Annotated in this window: 17 protein-coding genes; all 17 read right to left on the bottom strand. The window is 56.8% G+C overall.

Translation table 11 applies throughout. The features are described from left to right. On the bottom strand, nt 1-785 hold a 785-nt coding region (locus DYI24_RS01175), incomplete at its 3' end, for a glycosyltransferase (RefSeq protein WP_164570943.1). Continuing rightward, complete coding sequence (locus DYI24_RS01180) at nt 785-1,801, bottom strand: FkbM family methyltransferase (RefSeq protein ID WP_164570944.1); 1,017 nt, start codon at nt 1,799-1,801, stop codon at nt 785-787. The genes DYI24_RS01180 and DYI24_RS01175, both read right to left, overlap by 1 nt. Next, nucleotides 1,788-2,885, bottom strand: coding sequence for a DegT/DnrJ/EryC1/StrS family aminotransferase (locus DYI24_RS01185; protein WP_164570945.1), 1,098 nt, complete (start codon nt 2,883-2,885; stop codon nt 1,788-1,790). Before DYI24_RS01185 ends, DYI24_RS01180 begins: the two co-directional genes overlap by 14 nt. Next, nucleotides 2,882-3,304 carry a sugar 3,4-ketoisomerase gene (locus DYI24_RS01190; protein WP_164570946.1) on the bottom strand — a complete coding sequence of 141 codons (423 nt, stop codon included), beginning with the start codon at nt 3,302-3,304 and terminating at the stop codon, nt 2,882-2,884. The genes DYI24_RS01185 and DYI24_RS01190 overlap by 4 nt, the downstream gene beginning before the upstream one ends. Continuing rightward, nucleotides 3,291-3,683 (bottom strand): GtrA family protein, encoded by a 393-nt coding sequence (locus DYI24_RS01195; RefSeq protein WP_164570947.1) that lies wholly within the window; start codon nt 3,681-3,683, stop codon nt 3,291-3,293. The genes DYI24_RS01190 and DYI24_RS01195 overlap by 14 nt, the downstream gene beginning before the upstream one ends. Next, nucleotides 3,670-4,596: a glycosyltransferase family 2 protein gene (locus tag DYI24_RS01200; protein ID WP_164570948.1), complete on the bottom strand. Its 927-nt coding sequence runs from the start codon at nt 4,594-4,596 to the stop codon at nt 3,670-3,672. The genes DYI24_RS01195 and DYI24_RS01200 overlap by 14 nt, the downstream gene beginning before the upstream one ends. Continuing rightward, nucleotides 4,593-5,552: a GNAT family N-acetyltransferase gene (locus tag DYI24_RS01205; RefSeq protein WP_164570949.1), complete on the bottom strand. Its 960-nt coding sequence runs from the start codon at nt 5,550-5,552 to the stop codon at nt 4,593-4,595. The genes DYI24_RS01200 and DYI24_RS01205 overlap by 4 nt, the downstream gene beginning before the upstream one ends. Further along, nucleotides 5,549-6,475 carry a glycoside hydrolase family protein gene (locus tag DYI24_RS01210; protein ID WP_164570950.1) on the bottom strand — a complete coding sequence of 309 codons (927 nt, stop codon included), beginning with the start codon at nt 6,473-6,475 and terminating at the stop codon, nt 5,549-5,551. The genes DYI24_RS01205 and DYI24_RS01210 overlap by 4 nt, the downstream gene beginning before the upstream one ends. Before the next feature lie 5 nt (nt 6,476-6,480). Further along, nucleotides 6,481-7,158, bottom strand: a complete 678-nt coding sequence (locus tag DYI24_RS01215; protein ID WP_164570951.1) for an acetyltransferase — start codon at nt 7,156-7,158, stop codon at nt 6,481-6,483. A 9-nt stretch (nt 7,159-7,167) separates the two neighbouring features. Continuing rightward, entirely contained in the window at nt 7,168-7,917 is a 750-nt protein-coding gene (locus DYI24_RS01220; protein WP_164570952.1) for a class I SAM-dependent methyltransferase, read from the bottom strand. 10 nt (nt 7,918-7,927) lie between these two features. Then, nucleotides 7,928-9,730 carry a hypothetical protein gene (locus tag DYI24_RS01225; RefSeq protein WP_164570953.1) on the bottom strand — a complete coding sequence of 601 codons (1,803 nt, stop codon included), beginning with the start codon at nt 9,728-9,730 and terminating at the stop codon, nt 7,928-7,930. Between the two features lie 40 nt (nt 9,731-9,770). Continuing rightward, entirely contained in the window at nt 9,771-11,369 is a 1,599-nt protein-coding gene (locus DYI24_RS01230; RefSeq protein ID WP_164570954.1) for a hypothetical protein, read from the bottom strand. A gap of 5 nt (nt 11,370-11,374) precedes the next feature. After that, the gene (asnB, locus tag DYI24_RS01235) at nt 11,375-13,273 is read right to left on the bottom strand and encodes an asparagine synthase (glutamine-hydrolyzing) (protein WP_164570955.1); all 1,899 of its coding nucleotides are present in this window, start codon (nt 13,271-13,273) and stop codon (nt 11,375-11,377) included. Nucleotides 13,274-13,301: 28 nt separating this feature from the next. Next, the gene (locus DYI24_RS01240; protein WP_164570956.1) at nt 13,302-14,201 is read right to left on the bottom strand and encodes a glycosyltransferase family 2 protein; all 900 of its coding nucleotides are present in this window, start codon (nt 14,199-14,201) and stop codon (nt 13,302-13,304) included. Continuing rightward, nucleotides 14,201-15,334: an FkbM family methyltransferase gene (locus DYI24_RS01245; RefSeq protein WP_164570957.1), complete on the bottom strand. Its 1,134-nt coding sequence runs from the start codon at nt 15,332-15,334 to the stop codon at nt 14,201-14,203. The genes DYI24_RS01240 and DYI24_RS01245 overlap by 1 nt, the downstream gene beginning before the upstream one ends. Next, nucleotides 15,331-16,653, bottom strand: coding sequence for an ABC transporter ATP-binding protein (locus DYI24_RS01250; RefSeq protein ID WP_164570958.1), 1,323 nt, complete (start codon nt 16,651-16,653; stop codon nt 15,331-15,333). Before DYI24_RS01250 ends, DYI24_RS01245 begins: the two co-directional genes overlap by 4 nt. Next, entirely contained in the window at nt 16,653-17,480 is an 828-nt protein-coding gene (locus DYI24_RS01255) for an ABC transporter permease (protein ID WP_164570959.1), read from the bottom strand. Before DYI24_RS01255 ends, DYI24_RS01250 begins: the two co-directional genes overlap by 1 nt.

Here is a 17,480-nt window from a genome sequence, read left to right on the forward strand (position 1 = left end):
GACTGCATGTTGAGGTCGACATCGAACTTATCGGTTACTCCACAATGCACGCCCGTTCCATCGTTGCCAATGTTGCCGACGATCGAACGAGACGGCCTGAAACAATAAGCTTCATTTTTGTAGTGAGCGTAGTCCCACCGGATACCCCAGGAACTGATCTTGCCAGCCATCTGAAGCTTGAGAATGTGAAACATGTCGTCGCCACCGCGATTGAAACGCGCGATAGCAGTCTCATCCTTGCAGAATTGATCGAACTCACGGACGTCCCAGTCGACCTTGCCCCAGCGATCGCGCCAAGTCGCCCAACCCCAGGTGCAGCACCTGTACGACAGATAGGAGTCCTCGTCGTAGTTTGCCGGCATTTCCAGCGGGGGACTGTAACCTCCAATGGAGAAGACCCGCGAATCCTTTTCACAAGCCGCAAGCGCATCGTTCATGTAGTTCAAGAAGAGCGGCGAAAACTGCAAATCGTCTTCCACGACGATGACCTTGCCGTACCTCTCGATAGTGGCGGAGACGCCAGCGATCACCGACGCGGCAAGACCGCGGTTATTCGACTGCTTGAAGACCGTGACGCTCTTGAAACCCTCGATGTTGTCGACGATCGCCCTAACCGCCGCGACATCCGCATCGTCTTTTGCGCCACGCGAGCCATCCGAATACACGAACAACTCGGATTGGCTCGCAAGCGCATTGGCTTTCAGCGACTCAAGGGTCGTTCGAGTGTGGACAGGCCGATTGAACACAAACAGAACGATCGGAGCGAGCGTCATTGCATTGGCCATCATCGCGCCGAGGCCCGATGGATCGCATCGCGCAGACGATCCGGCAGCAGGCCAAGCAGATCGGCCAGCATCGCCATCTTGCCGCTTCTCGGGGCGGCGACCGGTTCGTCCGCGGGATACGCCCTGGTGAGATCCCACCCATCTGCGGTCTCGAGGCCGGCCAGTTCGCGAGCGGAAATCAAACCCTTCCGCGCGAAGAATTCAGCCAACTCGAAACCGAAGTCGTAGCATCGTTGAAGCGCACACAGAACAAGCACCTTTTTGGCCTTGATCTGATCAACCCCCAACTCGTCGAATTTACCTTGGCGATCGAGGGCCACGTAGTCCTTCAGCCAAACCGCTTCGGCCCACAAAATCTGCTCCCGGCCGGTGGGCTTGTTCTTGAGCTGATTGTTCCGCGAAATGCGATGATCAGGATTGATATCAAACATCAGAAAGCCGTTGGCTTGCATAAATCGATCAAGCTCGGCGAAGGTCGTTTCGCCTTCATAGTTGGCGGTGAAGCCCGTCTCGGTCTCGACGTAGAACGCACTATCAAGATAGCGTCCGGCTTTGCTCAGAATCGGCAACTCCAGCCCTTGAACGTCGATCTTAATGACATCCGGGGAATAGCTCTTCAATTCTTCAATCTGATCGATGGCCCGCACGGAGATCGGGCACTCTTCCTTGACATCGAATAGATCATGGAACGCGAAGCGGTCCAGCCACTGCTTATTCGGCTTCAGAAGCGAGTAGCAATAGATGCTCCGCGTCTTGTAGAGAGTCTCGACGCCATCCTTGCCGTGGACCGCGTACGGCAAAAACACCGAACTCCGGTATTGAGACGGCAGATTGTTCTGCCGCCGACACTCTTCTTCGTTCGGATCAAATCCGACGAGGTCGATCAGATCCTTGATCGGCGTCCATTTGGCATCGAGCGAACCACTACTGCCGATATCGACCAGCGTGATCCCTGAATTTTGGATGTCGTGAAGAAAACCGGAGATCATTGGCTGCCCGCTCTCAGCTCGATGCATTCTTGAGGGCCTGAACGACAGCCTGCACCTGGGCATCTTCCAGGTGCGGCCCCATCGGCAGGCTGAAGACTTCATTGGACATGGCTTCGGCCACCGGGCAACTGTTTTCCGACCCGAGGGCTTCATAGGCCGTCTGCCGGGCGGGGGGAACCGGATAATGCAGCAGGGTACCGATTCCTCGCGCGTCGAGGTTTTGCCGCAACGCCTCGCGGTTACTGCTGCGAACGACATACAGATGCCATACTGGGTCCGCCCAGATCGGAACCTGGGGCAGCGTCACCCCCAATTCAGCCAGTCCTTGCTGGTAGAGACCAGCGATCTCACGCCGCCTTGCATTGTCGCGATCCAGTTCTGGCAGCTTGGCGCGCAGGAAGGCTGCTTGCAGCTCGTCCAGGCGTGAATTGAAGCCAATCACCTCATTGTAATATTTAACCCGCGACCCGTAGTTTCGCAGCACCCTGATACGATCAGCGAGTTGGGAGTCGTTGGTCGTAATTGCACCGGCGTCTCCAAGTGCCCCCAGATTTTTGCCGGGGTAAAAGCTGAAACCTGCAGCGTGGCCGAGGCCCCCGACCCGGCGCCCCTTGTACCGTGCACCGTGGGCTTGCGCGGCATCTTCCAGCACCTTCAATCCGTTACGGTCGGCGATCTCCATGATCGGGTCCATGTCGGCCGGCTGACCATACAGATGGACCGGAATGATGGCGCGCGTCCTCGGCGTAATCGCCGCTTCGATGCGCGCGGGATCGACATTGAAGGTCGATGAATCCGGCTCAACCGCGACGGGTACCGCCCCCGTGTAGCTGGCCGCAAGCCAGGTCGCGATGTAGGTATTCGAGGGCACGATGACCTCGTCTCCGGCCGTAATGCCCCACGCCCTCAATACGAGGTGCAATGCCTCCAGACCATTGCCGACTCCCACGCAGTACCCGGTGTCGCAGTAGGCCGCGAACTCACGCTCGAACGCGTCAACCTCCTGCCCCAAGACGAGCCAGCCGGAGTCGAGGACACGATCAAGCGCGGCATGGAATTCGCTGCGAGAGCGATCGTTGATCGATTTCAGATCGAGGAAGGGGACCTTCACTCCTGTCGCCCCACCAGATCCAGAAACGCTTTGTAGTCCCGCACGTAATCATTCTCCGAATACAATTCGGATGCGAGCACCATGCACACGGCGCCCGAGGAAAAATTGTCGAGCTGCCGCCACATCATCGGACAGATATACAGTCCGTAATAGGACCTGTTCAGATGAAACCGCTTCTTCGAACGACCGTCATCGAGTTCGACATCGAAGCTGCCGGACATCGCAACGACGAATTGATGCAGGTCCCGATGTGCGTGCGAACCACGATCGGAGCCACCCGGGACATCGTACAAGTAGTAAACCCGCCGAATATCGAACGGAACATGACGCTCGCCCTCGATAAAGGTGAGGTTTCCACGGGGGTCACAGATCTTTGGAAGGTCCAGGATGCGGCATTCGTCGACGCTACGCCTCACCATCACTCCGCCCTCCCCTGGTCAAATACCAGCTATTCAGCACAAACGTGACCGGCGTCAGGACGACAACATTGACGATCGGCGCAATCCGCTCGTCCAGCGCAAATTGGCCAATCAGAAGTGCCAGCAATGCTAGTCCGGCAACGTATTGAAGACCGTACAACAACGGATACGGCAACATTCTGCGCCAGTCGAGGGCGATCCTGAAAACGAACAAAGAATATACCGCGAAAGCGAAAAGAACTCCCGTTGCAAACGATACGGTGAATGCGACCGGATACGACACCCAGTTCAACATCAGCAGATAAACAAGGTAGGTCAGAACTGTATTGGCTCCGCCTGCCACAATGAAGCGGAGGCTTTCGCCTCTAATAGACTTCATCAATGACGACCTCGGGCCGTTTGTTCACCTCATCGAACACGCGCCAAAGATATTCGCCGATCACACCGAGCATGATGATCACCAACCCCTGCAGGAACGTAATCAGGGCGGCGAGCGATGCGAATCCGGCGACAGGAACGTTGCCCAAAATCGCATTGACGACGACGGACACGCCGTACAGAAAACTGACTATCGCCACCACAACGCCGAAACCCGAGATCAGGCGGATCGGCGTCACAGAGAAGCCAAGCATCACGTCGAGAAACGCCTTGAACTTCTTCTTGAACGTCCAGCGTGACTTACCATGCTCGCGCTTGGCGCGGTGATAACGGATCACCTCAGGCTTGAACCCCAGCCAATAAGCCAGGAGCGGCGTATAGAGATTCTTCGAGCTGTTCAAAATGTGCGGCAACATCGCTCGATCCATCAGTGCCATGTCATAGCCGCCATCCGGATAGTTGCTCATCACCAAACGATGCAGCAGCCAATAGAAGGCGGCCGCGTAGATCTTCGATAGCGCGGGGTCGTCCCTGCTGATCCGCTCGCAGATTGTAAACTTGGAGCCTCCCCGCCACTTCTCCACCATCTGCATGATGAGCTCGGGCGGATCCTGGAGATCGGCGGCGAGAATCATAAAGCAATCGCCGGTGACGAACTGAAAGCCGCATTTCGACGCGTGCACCGCACCGAAATTCCGGGTCAGCTTGACGACCTTCGTCGCGGGCCGCTGCTGCTTGATGCGAAGCAATTCTGCGAGCGACTCGTCTCCAGAGCCGTCATCGACAAAAATCAATTCGAGCCGCATCCCGATCGATGCGAGTTGTTCCTCCACCTTCTGCATCCGGACGAACAGCGGCGGCAACGACCCAGCATTGAAGTATACCGGAACGACAATCGATAGGGTCTCGCTCATTTGCTTAAATCTAGCTCGTAGAATTCGTGCACCATTCCACCGCCGCCGAACTCAGACTTGAAGCCGTATAGGCCGTCATTCAACACGGCACCGCCCTTTTCGGTGCTGATCCCGAAGTCGAACCAGCGTCTTCCCTGCTGCGTAGCCACTGCAATGCAATGCTCAAAGACCGCATCGAGCGCGGATACATCATATCCCACTTCGCTGGCCGCAATATACTGGGCGTGAAACGCCGTGGGAGTTACGAACAACACGGTTCCCGCGACCACCTGTTGGTTGAGGGCCGCGCAAATGCATCGGATCTCGCCGGGAAAGCGGTCGGCCAGCAATTCGATCTCAGCCAGCGAATGGACCGGCTCGACCCCGTGCTTGCGTGCAAGATTGTCGGCAAGAACCTGCCAGAGCCGCTCGAGGTTCTGTCGCCCCTCAATGATCGAAACGCCGGCTTTAGCGGCCTTCTTGAGACTTCGGCGACGGCGCTGGCTGGCGGGCAGCCGGGTATGGAGGTCGATGGTGCTGCTCAGATCGCAGCGAACCCTCTGCGCGCCGAGGCGAAACAACGCATACAGGTCGTCTTGCGCCGGAACGCGCTGGTAGAAGGCAGGAACTGCTTTATACTGCAGCTTGATGCGGGATCGGGAAGCGTAGTGCGCGGCAATCATCTCGAAGGCCGTGAGCGACCGTGCGCCCTGGAGCCTTCCTTGATGCAGGACTCCGCCATACGTCACGCCCGGATGCGAAACGATCACGGTCTGGTCCTGGGGACTTTCCGCAGCGGGGAACAAGCCGACCCCGACCCCGTCCTCTTCGATGATCAGGGACTGATCGACGAAGCGGTCGCCGTGATACGACAAGAATCGACGCGTGTGCAGAAGGGTCGATTGAAGACAGCCGGGGCAGAATGCGTCCCAAGCGTCCGCATCTTCCGCCCGGAATGCGCGAACCGCAATGGTCACTCTGCCTCCAATACCGCCACCGCGAATCCGTCGCGGCCAAAATCATTGCCGTTGTAAAATACGTAGAGATCATCCCCGACGGCAATCGGCGCTGCGTACATGATGGCCTGTGAGTCGAAGCTTCCCGGCGTCACGTCCAGATTGAGTTTGCGATCCATTCGCACCCAACTGACGCCATCCTCCGACTCGGCATAACCAAGACGGTATGCCGCATAAGAACGGCGGCGGACCGAGTAGAACATTCGGTAGCCGCCCGTTGGCTTCTCAATCACACACGGGCGTCCGAAGCCATGCTCGTCCGGGTCAGCAAGGGCAATCAAGACCTCACCCTGATCCGGCCAATCGATGCCGTCTGCAGATTCCATGTAGCGGAGGTCGTACACCGGCATCGCTTTTCCGTCGATCTCGGTCCACTCGCTGCCCGCGACGTACCAGAGCCGAAACCCATTCGGTCCCTGTAACCCAAATGGGCCACCGCGGAAGTAAAGCTCCGCCTGAGATCGTTCCAAAACCGGCGTATTGGCGTAGCGGCGAAAAGTGTCGCCCCCGTCTTCACTGACCGCTAGGCCCGTCAACAAACGATACCGAATCCTCGTGCCAATCTCGAATCCGGCATAATACATGTGCAGGCGATCGCCGCCGGCCGGCACCACAGAGCACAACAACACGCCGTTTTCATCGAACGTGCCCGGCAGCCCCAAATCGAGAAGCGGCCGCTGCGACACTTTCAGAACCTGCGTCGGATCGTCGGCCGCGACGTCGACAAAACCGGGTCGACCCAAGCCGCCTTCGTCACAGAAGGTCACGTAAACACGGATGACATCCTGGTTCAGTCGCACCGGCGTCGGGATCATCGCATGAGATTTCGCCCACGGCAGCGACCCATCCGGCCCGTAAACAAGTCCGAGCTTTCGCCAGCGCATTTTCCTCATTCCCGGACCTTGAAGAACCGAGGGGCAGAGATCTTTGCCGGCTCCGGCTGCTCGGCGCGGAACAGCGCCCCGGCATCCGTATTCTTCATGATCGGCACGTTTGGCCCAACCCAGTTGTCTTTGCCGATTGTGATGTTGTTCGCCACCGACGCATTGACGCCGAGGAAGCTATTTTCACCGATTTCGCAGAAGCCGGATATTACGACGTGCGACGAGACGAAGCAGTTGTTGCCGATCGTCGAGTGATGACCAATGTGGTTGCCGCTCCACAGCACGACGTTGTCGCCGATCTTCACGAACGGCTGCACCGTGTTGTCCTCGAACACGAAACAATGCTCTCCGAGCTGAACGTTTCGCCAGACGAAGGCGCGCGGACTGATGTAGGATGCAAGCCGATATCCCTTGGCTTTGGCGGCATTTGCCAGCCGCGCGCGCAGGCGATTGAGCTGCGTGTAAACGGTCGCGACATAGACCTCGTGCGCGGATGGATCGAACACCGTTTCCAGATCTTCGAAAGCGACCACTGGCAGCCCGTGGAGATCCGGCTTCTTCAGGTAGTCGCGCTCGACCGAGAAACCGACCACTTCATACTCGGTGTCGACCTCGAAATACTCTCGAGCGATCTCGGCGAACGCGCTGTCGCCTACGATGACCAACTTCTTCGTCTTATCCATTGCCATCCCTCACGGACGCACGATCAGAATATCCTCGCGCCGGTTTGCCATCGGCAGCTCGGCTGACTGCGGCAACACATACGCATCGAACCCCTGCGCACGCGCGCGCTGAAGCAAGGAGAACACCACCGAATCATCGATCTGGTCGTGTTCGATCCGATTGAACGCCACTTCGGGACGTTCGCTGGTGTTCATGAATGCCTGGTGGAAGCGCACGCCATTTTCGCTGGCGAAGAACCGCTTCCGCTTCGAAATATTCGGGATATCGCCGATCAGCATCTGGCCGCCTGGGGCGAGCAGAGACAGGGCGGTATCGAGGAAACGGAAGAACGCCGTATCGATCAAAACGTAGTGCAGAACGCTGTAGCACAGGATGACGTCGACGCGCGACCTGAGTGGCTCGGTCACTTCGGCACAGCTGGGAAACAGCCCAGCAGCCTTCGTCACGAACGGTGCGTCAGGCAGAAGCGCCAGCATCTCCTCGCTATCGATCAGATGCAGCACATGTCCCTGGGCACGGCACAGTTCAATCAGCATCAGCGGCAGGTCACTGCAGCCCGGACCGATATCCAGCACGACCTTGCCGGACTGATTCAGCGAAGAAAGTTTCGAGCAGATGTCGGCAAAGATCGCCTCTTCTGCGCCCTTCCGATAGGCGTCCGGAAAACCGATACGCTCATACTTCGACAGCGTCTGATCTCGAGCCAGACGCTTGAAGTCTTCATAGTTGAGATTAGCGAACGGATTGTTGTCGCTCATGACATCACGATCATTTCGCTGGCGCGACCGCAGGCGCAGCAGCCTTCATCAGGACCTCGAAGTCGACATTTTTCCAAACCGACCGATATCCGCAGCGCTCGACGGCCGCATCGATCGCCTCATACTTTTCCACCTGCCAGCTTGGCGCGAAACTTTCGATTCCTGCTTTGCCGCCCCAGATCGGGTTTCCCGTCGGCTGCAGCGCGCGGACGACGAGATAGGGCGCCGTTTGTGTGTCGCACAATCCTGGAAATCCCCGCTCGATCTCACTCAGAGGCAATATATCCGGCCAGATCCACTTCCGATACGGCAAGTCATCCATCATGTAGTGAACTAAAGGGGCCTCCCGATAGACCAGTACGGTACGCCCAGCAGGAACTGGCCTTTCGCGCAGAACACTGTCGAGTTCACGAATGCTCTCGGCGCGCGCGGTAGTCGTCCGCACGGGGCCCAGACGCGCAACCTCCGGCGCGGACACAAGTTGCCGACGATCCGGTTGATCGCGAAATACCCCCTTCGCATAAAGGTGCCACTCGGCGAAGATTACGGCAAACAGCGTGAGACCGGCCGCCACCCCACGCAGGATTTTTGCTTCGGTCCCGCGGCGCTGGCTCGCCAGCAGTACCAGCAAAGCAATCACAAGAGGCGGCACCAAATAGCCGCCGAACTGCAACTTAGCCAAGCCGGCAGAAGACCCCAAGCTGACGATAATCGGAAGCGCCAATGCGCTGCCGCCGACGAGGATAAGCCGAAACAGCAGCTCACGTGACGATTCCGGCGGCCGCCGCCAAAACAGAATGATGAAAACAGCGATCAATGCGACGACAAGGCAGACCAACATCAAGAAGTTCAATGTGCCGGCGAACAGATCGTGAAGCCGCGCCCCCAGATTCCCCCACACATAGAGGATAATGAGGACGCTTGCGGCCAACCCGACAATCCAAGCGCGCGCCGCAACCGGCCAAAGCAAAGCAACAAACAGGACCAGAACACCGCCAACAAACCAGGTAAGCCAGGGCGAGATCAACGACCACTGCTGGCGAATAACGGTGAGGAAGAACTCGCTGTTGTAGTGGGTATCCAGCGGTTGATTGTCTGCGATCTTCGCCAGCAACCCCGAGCGAACCAGGTAAAGGTAAAACCCAGCGGACAGCGCGGCGATAACGACGAATGTAATTCCACCAGAGATCACAGCGGGTCGAAGACGCTTCCGATCAATCAAGATTGCAGCAATAGCTCCGATGATCGGAACCCCTGCAACGACCACGGCCGGCAACCGCGACTGCAGCAGAAAGAACCACGCAATGCCCGCAAGCAGCGAGGCTCCATAGACGGCCCAGGGGCGTTCTCCAAACAACGCAATGTAATAGAAGCACAAGCCGACCAGACAGATCAGCGCCGGAACGGTGTCATAGCTGATCAGACTAAGGAATCCTGCATAAAACGGGGCAACGGAGAGCGCGGAAATTGGAACAAGCCAGTGCGACGTTACGTATTTCGAAACGATATGCGCCGCCAAGGCCGCGCAAATCGAAAACACCACCACTCCGCCGAGTCGAGCTCCCACCAGACCGAAGCCCATATGCTCGAACAGCGATAGCCACCACCATCCGACCAGGTCGGAGAACCACCAATAGGGTTGCTCGACGATATATGAGATTCCGATCCGACCAACCATCAGCTGATTGCCCAGATGGAAACCCGGATCGGTGACGTCGAGTCCCATCCGGATGAATGGCAGCAGCAGCAGCAGAGACAGTGTGAACGCGCTGATACCGGGGTATCTTTCGAGCAGGGCCGCCGCATCGTTCAAGGGCAGCAATTTTGGACTAGGCAACCTCATCGACTGGGACTCACAAACCCCTACGGATGAACGCGACGCCGAACTCGTTCTCGATCAAGAAGTCGTATCCGGACAACCTATGGGAACCAGCATCAGAATAGAAACTGATGCACGGACGATTCTCATCAAAGCTCTGCTTCATGTAGTCCATATACTTACGCAAATTTGCCTCGCCTGAGCACCGCTGAATATAGTCCTTTTGCAGCATCACGAGATCCGCCTGCGGCATCTTCGTATCTGCGCCCCCTAGTTCGCTGTACGTGGCAAGTCCCCACTTTTTCCTGACCTCAACTCCTTCAATGTCGGGGAAATAAATGTAGGGATCCCGAAACGTCACTTTGACCGACCGAATGCGCTCGCCCAGCAGCATCTCGACATTTCTGTACAGTGAGATCGCAGGGCTACGCTCCTCTCTCTGTAGCGTGCTCATGGCGTAGCCAATGCTGACGACGCCTTTATTGAAAAGCAGCATCAACATCAGAGGAACAACAGCCAACAATGGCAACCTCAGCCACCTGTACGGCTCTTCGGCAGGAACATAGAAGCCCAAGGCAAGAAGCGGAACCAGCGTCGGAATCAAATACCAAAATCCGATCCAGCTGACATCGAACAAAAAATGCAGCAGCATTGGCAGTATTGTCGCCAGCAGCAAGACACAGCTTCGCCAGGACGCTCGGAAAAGGAAAAGCGTGCCCACGATGATGCACACTAGGAACGGCAACGTGAAATAGAAGTCAGCAATAATCGTTCGATACCATAGCGCAGGATTCCACTCGGCTGTGGCATGCCGCACACCAGTGATATAGGTGGCGGAGTAAAATATCATTTCCCGAACAAAATCTTTGAGGTTACCGCTAATAAACAGGAACGGCATCGTCGCAAAATAGACAACGATGGCGGTAACACCAGCCAGCGCAATCCGCACGACGGGCCTTCGCAAGTCCTCCGGATCTCGGGTCATTGCTAGCGCCCCATAGCAGATAAACAGCGGCGCCAGGAAGAGACCGTACATCTTGGTATTTGTCGCGAGGCCCCACAGGACCGCCGCGAACCAGAACCAGCGGCCGAACGCATACCGATCGCGAAGAAGCGTCCCGCACGTGGCCATCATCAGCATGAACGCCAGATTATCTGGATGCACCCAAGTATTGGTATGCAAAGCTGCAGGCGACGAAACCATGGCCAACCAAGCCAAGACCACGAAAACAGGATGCGCCTGCGTAAAGAACGAGCGAAGCAAGACGATAACCGCAATCAGATAGTAGACAACGCTAAGCTCTCGCAAGACAAGAAGATCAAAACGTGTGGCGCTAAGGCCGACGAAATGGTTGAGCGGCCGCGTAAGGACAAGCATCACGCCGTTGAGAAAATGGTAGAGATAACCATACACTTTCTGAATAGGCTCGACGAAGCTACCTCCCTTCGTGAGCATTGCCGCCGTGGTTTCATAGACCGAATACTCGTCGATCATGAATATCGCGAGCATGTTCCTGTCGGCCGCCCCGGCCATATTGAGAGGTACAAGTAGGCAAAGATAGAGCGCAGACCCGGCATATACGATCAGCCAATGCATCGGGATTGACCGAGCTTCCTGGATGATGCGTGCCATCGGGGTCATTCGCGCTGAGACGTGGCAACCATCTCGCGACACCAGATCTCCAAGACGAGCGCCTTGAACGAGATCGGCGCGATCGCCCCCCGCGGAAACGGACCGGCGGACAGCTCGGCACCGGCCTGCTCGGTCAGGACACCCGATTGAACCAGATACCCGCCGTCCAGATAGTGGCCATACGCCTTGAAGAGTGCGTTGTGCCACTCCATCAGAGGCGGAGCGAATCCTTGCTTCGGGCGATCGATGATGAATTCCGGCAGGATACCCTGCATTGCGCCGCGCAGCCAAGGCTTCGGAAAGCGCAGATAGTCCGGATCCGACGCGTGGGTCTTGCGGAGACCGATCACCAACTCGACCAGCTTGTAATCGACGAAAGGCAAGCGCAACTCGACCGAGTTGGTCATGCTGAGCCTATCGCCCTGCGCGATGCCGTTCTCGAGCAGATAGGTGTCACTGATCAACCGCGTGATCAGAATGTCCGACTGCTTCCACGGTTTGTCGAAGGTGAAGAAGTCGTAGGCCGATGCACTGCCGAGCTGCTCGATAAAGCGACCTGTAAGGTTTGATCGGAGGTCCGTCAGAGCCATCCGAAAATCCGGTGCAAGCTCGTGGAAGATCGGGCGGTGGCCCGCGGCATTCGGGACCGACGTAGGCGCCGGCCGATGCGCGCCAGAAAGCCGGCGGAGCGATGTTTTCACGAACCGTTTGAGATTGAACGGCTCCCGACGCTGGCTGCCGGGATTCTGCATGTTGTCGGTGGCAAGGGCCGCGTCCTTGACCCACTCATAGCCCCAAAAGATCTCGTCACCGCCCTGGCCTTGCAGAAGCACCGGAATTCCTTGGGCGCGCGCGGCCTTATTGACGGAGTAATAGCCGAAACCGGAAATGTCGGCGATGGGATCGTCACGTTCGAAGTTCATCTGCTCGAAGTGAGCGACCAGCTCTGGCGTGGTCAGTTCGATCTCGTGGAACGGCATTCCGAGCAAGTCGGCGAGCGCTTTCGCGTTGTTGCGCTCGTCGTTCGGCGGACGCCCTGGATAGCCGACGCTGAACGCATGCATCGTCCCCGGATACTTTCGGGCCGCAAGGGCCGCAATTGCGCTGGAATCCAAACCGCCGCTCAGCGCGACTCCGACCGGAACATCGGCGCGGATCAAAAGCTCGCTGATCTTCTCTAGCTCGGCGCGAACCAACTCAGATGGATCGCCTTCGACCGGCGGCGCATCCTCCATGTCCCAGTATTTGTGCTGCTCGACTTTCCAGGAGGCGAGATCGACCTTCAGATAATGCGCACGGGGGAGCTTCCGCACCGCCCTGAGCGGCGTGCGCGGCTCCGGCACGTACTGATAGTGGAAATAGTCGTTCACCGAACCGGGATCGAGCTCGAACGGAACCCGCCCGGAACTCAGCAGCGACTTCATTTCGGACGCAAAAAGCAGCGAATCCTGGGTCTCGTGTAGGTAGAGGGGCTTCTCGCCCATCCGGTCGCGGGCGATGAAGACAGTGCCACGCTTGATGTCGACCAACGCGAAGGCAAACATGCCGCGCAAGTGCCGAAGGCAGTTTTCCTGCTCCTCCTCGTAGAGATGAAGAATGACCTCGCAGTCGCTGTGCGTTGAAAAGCGATGGCCGCGAGCAATCAGCTCCTGGGTCAGTTCGACAAAATTGTAGATCTCTCCGTTCGCCACCAAGGCGAGCGACTTATCCTCGTTGTAGAGCGGCTGCCAACCACCGGTCAGATCGATGATGCTGAGTCGGCGCATTCCGATCGCCGCTCGATCGCCAAGATACGTCCCCTGTCCGTCCGGGCCGCGGTGCACCATCGCGCCGAGCATCCTGTCAAGGAGATCTGCATCATCCCTCACACCGGTCTTTGAGAGTATTCCGGCTATCCCGCACATCGTTCAATACCCGCAGACAGGTGTGACACTACGAGCCCGACCGCTTCTTCAGCAGCGAGGCCTTCAGCTCAGGCAACAGGCGTTGCCGGATGCCATTCAGATAAACTCCGCCCCAGATACGCGACAAATTCGGAAGTTTGTAGCGCCAATCGGAATGCAGAAGGATGAAGTTGCTCCAATGGATCGGATTCATCGCTGCGCGGATGGAAAACACCTTCTTGATGTACTGCCGGAATGTTTCGCCTCCCAATTCGCGATGGCCAGTCGTCTCGAAGTCGATGCCGATGCGAAAATCCGGATGAATCATCAGGATCTTGCCCTTCTTCTGGGCACGCATCGTGAACTCCAGATCCGACAGATAGTGCGGGATCAGGCGGGGATGAAATCCCTTGACGTCGAGGAAGTCGGAGACCCGGACCATCAGCCCGCGCGTCGAAGCGCAGTTGATGCGGGCATTCTCATGGGTCTCCGAGAATCCCAGCGTGCTCCAATCCATGATGTAGCCGCCGGAATCCTGTGGCTTGCCGGTCTTAAGGTTGTAGCCCGTAGCAGTCAGCAGCGCCCCGGGATGCTGACGCAGGATGCGCAGCCCGACCGAGATGAAATCCGCGGAGAACTCGGTGTCGTCATTCATAATGAGAACGACGTCATCGCCAGGGATTCGATTCCGGCGCAGCCAGAGATACCCCTGATGAAGAGAGCCAGCCCACCACCAGTTTCCCTCGCCACGCAGAACGATGACGTCTTCGACGAGGTCCCCTACGGCCTCGGCAGTTCCGTCCGTCGAGCCGTCGTCGATCAGAACCAGGCGAGCGTTGTCGTAATCTTGTTTCTTGAAGAATTCGACGAACGACAGCGTGATGCTGCGTCGGTTATGCACCGGCAGCAACACATAAACGGTCGGATGATCGTCGCCAGCCGAGGCCATTACGACGACCGAACGTCTTTGTAGAAGGATGTGTTGTATGTCTTGGCGAACAACTCGTAGCCCTCATCGATAATGAACTGATGAACCGGGTACTCACTGGCGCGCTTGAGGTCGAAATCGAGGATCTCGACGACCAGCACCTTAGGCCGATACCGCGACCAGTCGTTCGATTGCAGTACGGGCAGTTCATACCCCTCGACATCGATCGACATGAAATCGATCGGCCGATCGACGTTGCATTCATGCAGAAGGCTGTCGAGCCTCCGAGTTTCTATCGACTGGATCTCCACAAGGTCGCAGCCCGCATTCCTATACTCACTGGCGAGCTCGGCACTGAAAGTGTTGAGTGCGGGTTCGCTGAACATGTAAAAGTCCTGCTTCCCGTCTGTTTCTGCGACCGCCACAGCGAGATTGATATCTTCTGGCCGAAGACGATCGAACAACTCCCTGGCCCCCGGCGTGGGCTCGACATTGATGCCCCTCCAGCCTGACTTGTAAAAAGAGTAGGTGTTGGAGAACCGTTTGGGATGGTGCGCGCCAATATCGACGAAATATCCATCTTCACGAGGACCAAAAAACCGATTCAGAATGAGCGACTCTCCCTCTTGGGCGTAGCTGAGTTGGACGCCCTCGCCAAGATCCTCGATGTCACCCAGGCGATGCAGAAGAACTACGTTTTCGAGGTGTCGCAGCACGTCTCCCCGAAGCCGGCCGATGAGAGGGGATCCCTGGCCAAACAAGAGCTGAGCACAGTGGGTTTCATCGTCCCGCAGTTCCTCCCTCGCCACCTCCGACGAAGCTGAGTCGGTGGTTGCAACGTCCGCGTGGACGACCTCGGAAGATATGGAACTCGACGGCTCCTTGACGTCACTTGGCTCAAGACCTGCCCCTTTTGCTTGCCCCACAAGAGCTTGAGCGCTCTCGTTCGGAAGAGCTTGCTTGGCATCTGCCTCGGTATCGGAAGCGACCGGACTCGGCTCAATCACCCGCGGCGGCGCCACTTCGGAGCCAGGATTCGGAATGACCACCCTGTTGCCGGACAAGCGCAACAATCCCGGCACGTCCTCGATAGTCACAGAGGTCGAGAATGTGCGATTAAACAGATGCAGAACAAGAGTTTTGAACAACGTCACAGCATTTTTTCCTGGTCCGCGCCATGCAGTTCGAAACGCTCCTGCTCAATGATCGCGTAGCCGCACTGCGTCCCCTTTAGGTCGAGCCTTTTGACGTTGAATTCGCAGATGTCATCGATCTTATGCGCCATATCGAGACCCGTCTGAATTCCGATCGAAAAAATGTAGTCGCCGTTTGCCAGCCCCGGCAGCTTGAGGCGGAAGACGGCGCGTACCGACTGCCCTTCGGTAAGCGAGGCCACTTCGAATCCACAGATTTCATTGTTCGTATGTAGAGCCGGTAGCCCCTGTCGATTATAGACGACAAAGCCGATCTGCGGCGCAACCATGTCGGCTTTGACGCGGATGTCCATCAACAGAACGACGTCTTCATTGCCGCGGAGCGATCGTGCTGGCCGCCCCCCGTGTGCCAGAACGAGCGCCATTCTGGATATCTCCGCCCGTCCGTCTCCGACGCTGGCGACCCCTTTTAGATCAATCCAGTCAACCTCTCCGAAATCGTCCGCAGCCACGGCCGGCGAGGACGCGGGTGCGGACAATTGCGGACTCTCGATCTCCGCAACACCTTCATATTGCTCCGGCAACTTGTCATACAGCATGTAGTTCTGGAAGCTCGTCGTGACGTGCTTCGCGTCACCACTCATAAATATTGAGCCGTCTTTGATCCACATGGCCGTATCGCAAAACGCACTAACGCTTTGCATATCGTGCGATACAAAAATCACCGTTTTGCCGCGCTCTTTGAACTCCCGCATTTTGCGGAGACATTTTTGAGAAAAGCGCATATCGCCGACGGAAAGTACTTCATCCGCAATGAGGATATCGGGATCGATATTGATCCCGACCGCGAACGACAGACGCGAGTACATTCCGCTCGAGTACGTCTTCACTGGGTGGTAGATGAACTCTCCAATATCGGCAAACGCAATGATTTCTTCCAGTTTGGCATCGATCTCGCGATCATTATAACCAAGCAACTTGCTCGCAAACCGAGCGTTGTCCACACCAGTGAGTTCCGGATCGAAGCCGACGCCAAGCTGCAGCAGGGACACCTTTCCCGTGATATGAACCGTGCCTTGCGTCGGCGACAGCTCCCTGGAGAGGATCTTCAGCAGCGTCGACTTTCCCGCGCCATTTCGCCCCACAATTCCGAGGAAATCGCCCTTCCTCACCTCGAAGCTAACGTCTCGAAGTGCTGGATAGTTGGTATGGTACTGCTTTCTCGCAAAAGAGAATGCCTCTTTGAGCCTATCGCTGGGACGGTCGTAAATCCGGAAAAATTTGCTGACGTTTTGAACTTGGATGACTGCTTGTGACATCAGACCACATCTCCAAAGTGTGGCCGCAACGTCTTGTAAGTCACCACACCGATCAGCAGAACGATCAAAGTAAACGACCAAAAGTAGGCAAAGCCGATCGGGTCATTCCAGAACGGCTGAGCATACAGAAAGCTCTTTCGGTAACCTTCCATCACGTAGCTCAGCGGGTTGAGCTGAAGCAAAACTCGAAAGTTGGCAGGAAAGGTATTTAGCGACCAGAATATCGGTGAGGTCCAGAAACCGATCTGGATGATGATCCCGATGATGTTGGTAACATCCTTGATAAAGAGGCTGAGCGACGCAGCAATCCAGGCGACCCCCAACAGCAGGATCGCCGTAGCCAGCAGATAGTATCCAGCCTGGAACCAGTACAGCGTAAACGGTATGCCGCTTAGCAGAAGGATGGCGACCAGGATCACTAAGAATATCCCGTGAATGTAGAGACCGGTCAGAATATTGACGACCGGCAGCAGTGACATGTTGAACTCAGGGCGCTTTAACAGAAAAGCGTGACTCCTGAAGGTGCTAGCTGATGACGCCAAAGTAAGCGAAATGAAATTCCAGAGCGCCATCGCGGTCATAAGCCACGGCACGTAAGGGTAACCCTCGGGAGGCTGAAATTTGATCGCCTTGGTAAAAAAGAACCAGAGCAAAAAAACGTAGATGAGCGGCTCGACGATGACCCAAGTCATCCCAAATAGCGAGCCGAAATACGCGCTTTTGAAATTTCTAACGGAAAGACTGAAGATCAAGTCGCGTTTGCTGGCCAGATCAGCAAGGAAAGCTCGCGTTATCTGCACCAGCCGGAGGACCTTTTGGATCGCCAT

It is taken from the genome of Rhodopseudomonas sp. BR0C11 (assembly GCF_010820945.1).
GTDB classification, from domain to species: Bacteria; Pseudomonadota; Alphaproteobacteria; order Rhizobiales; family Xanthobacteraceae; genus Rhodopseudomonas; species Rhodopseudomonas palustris_H.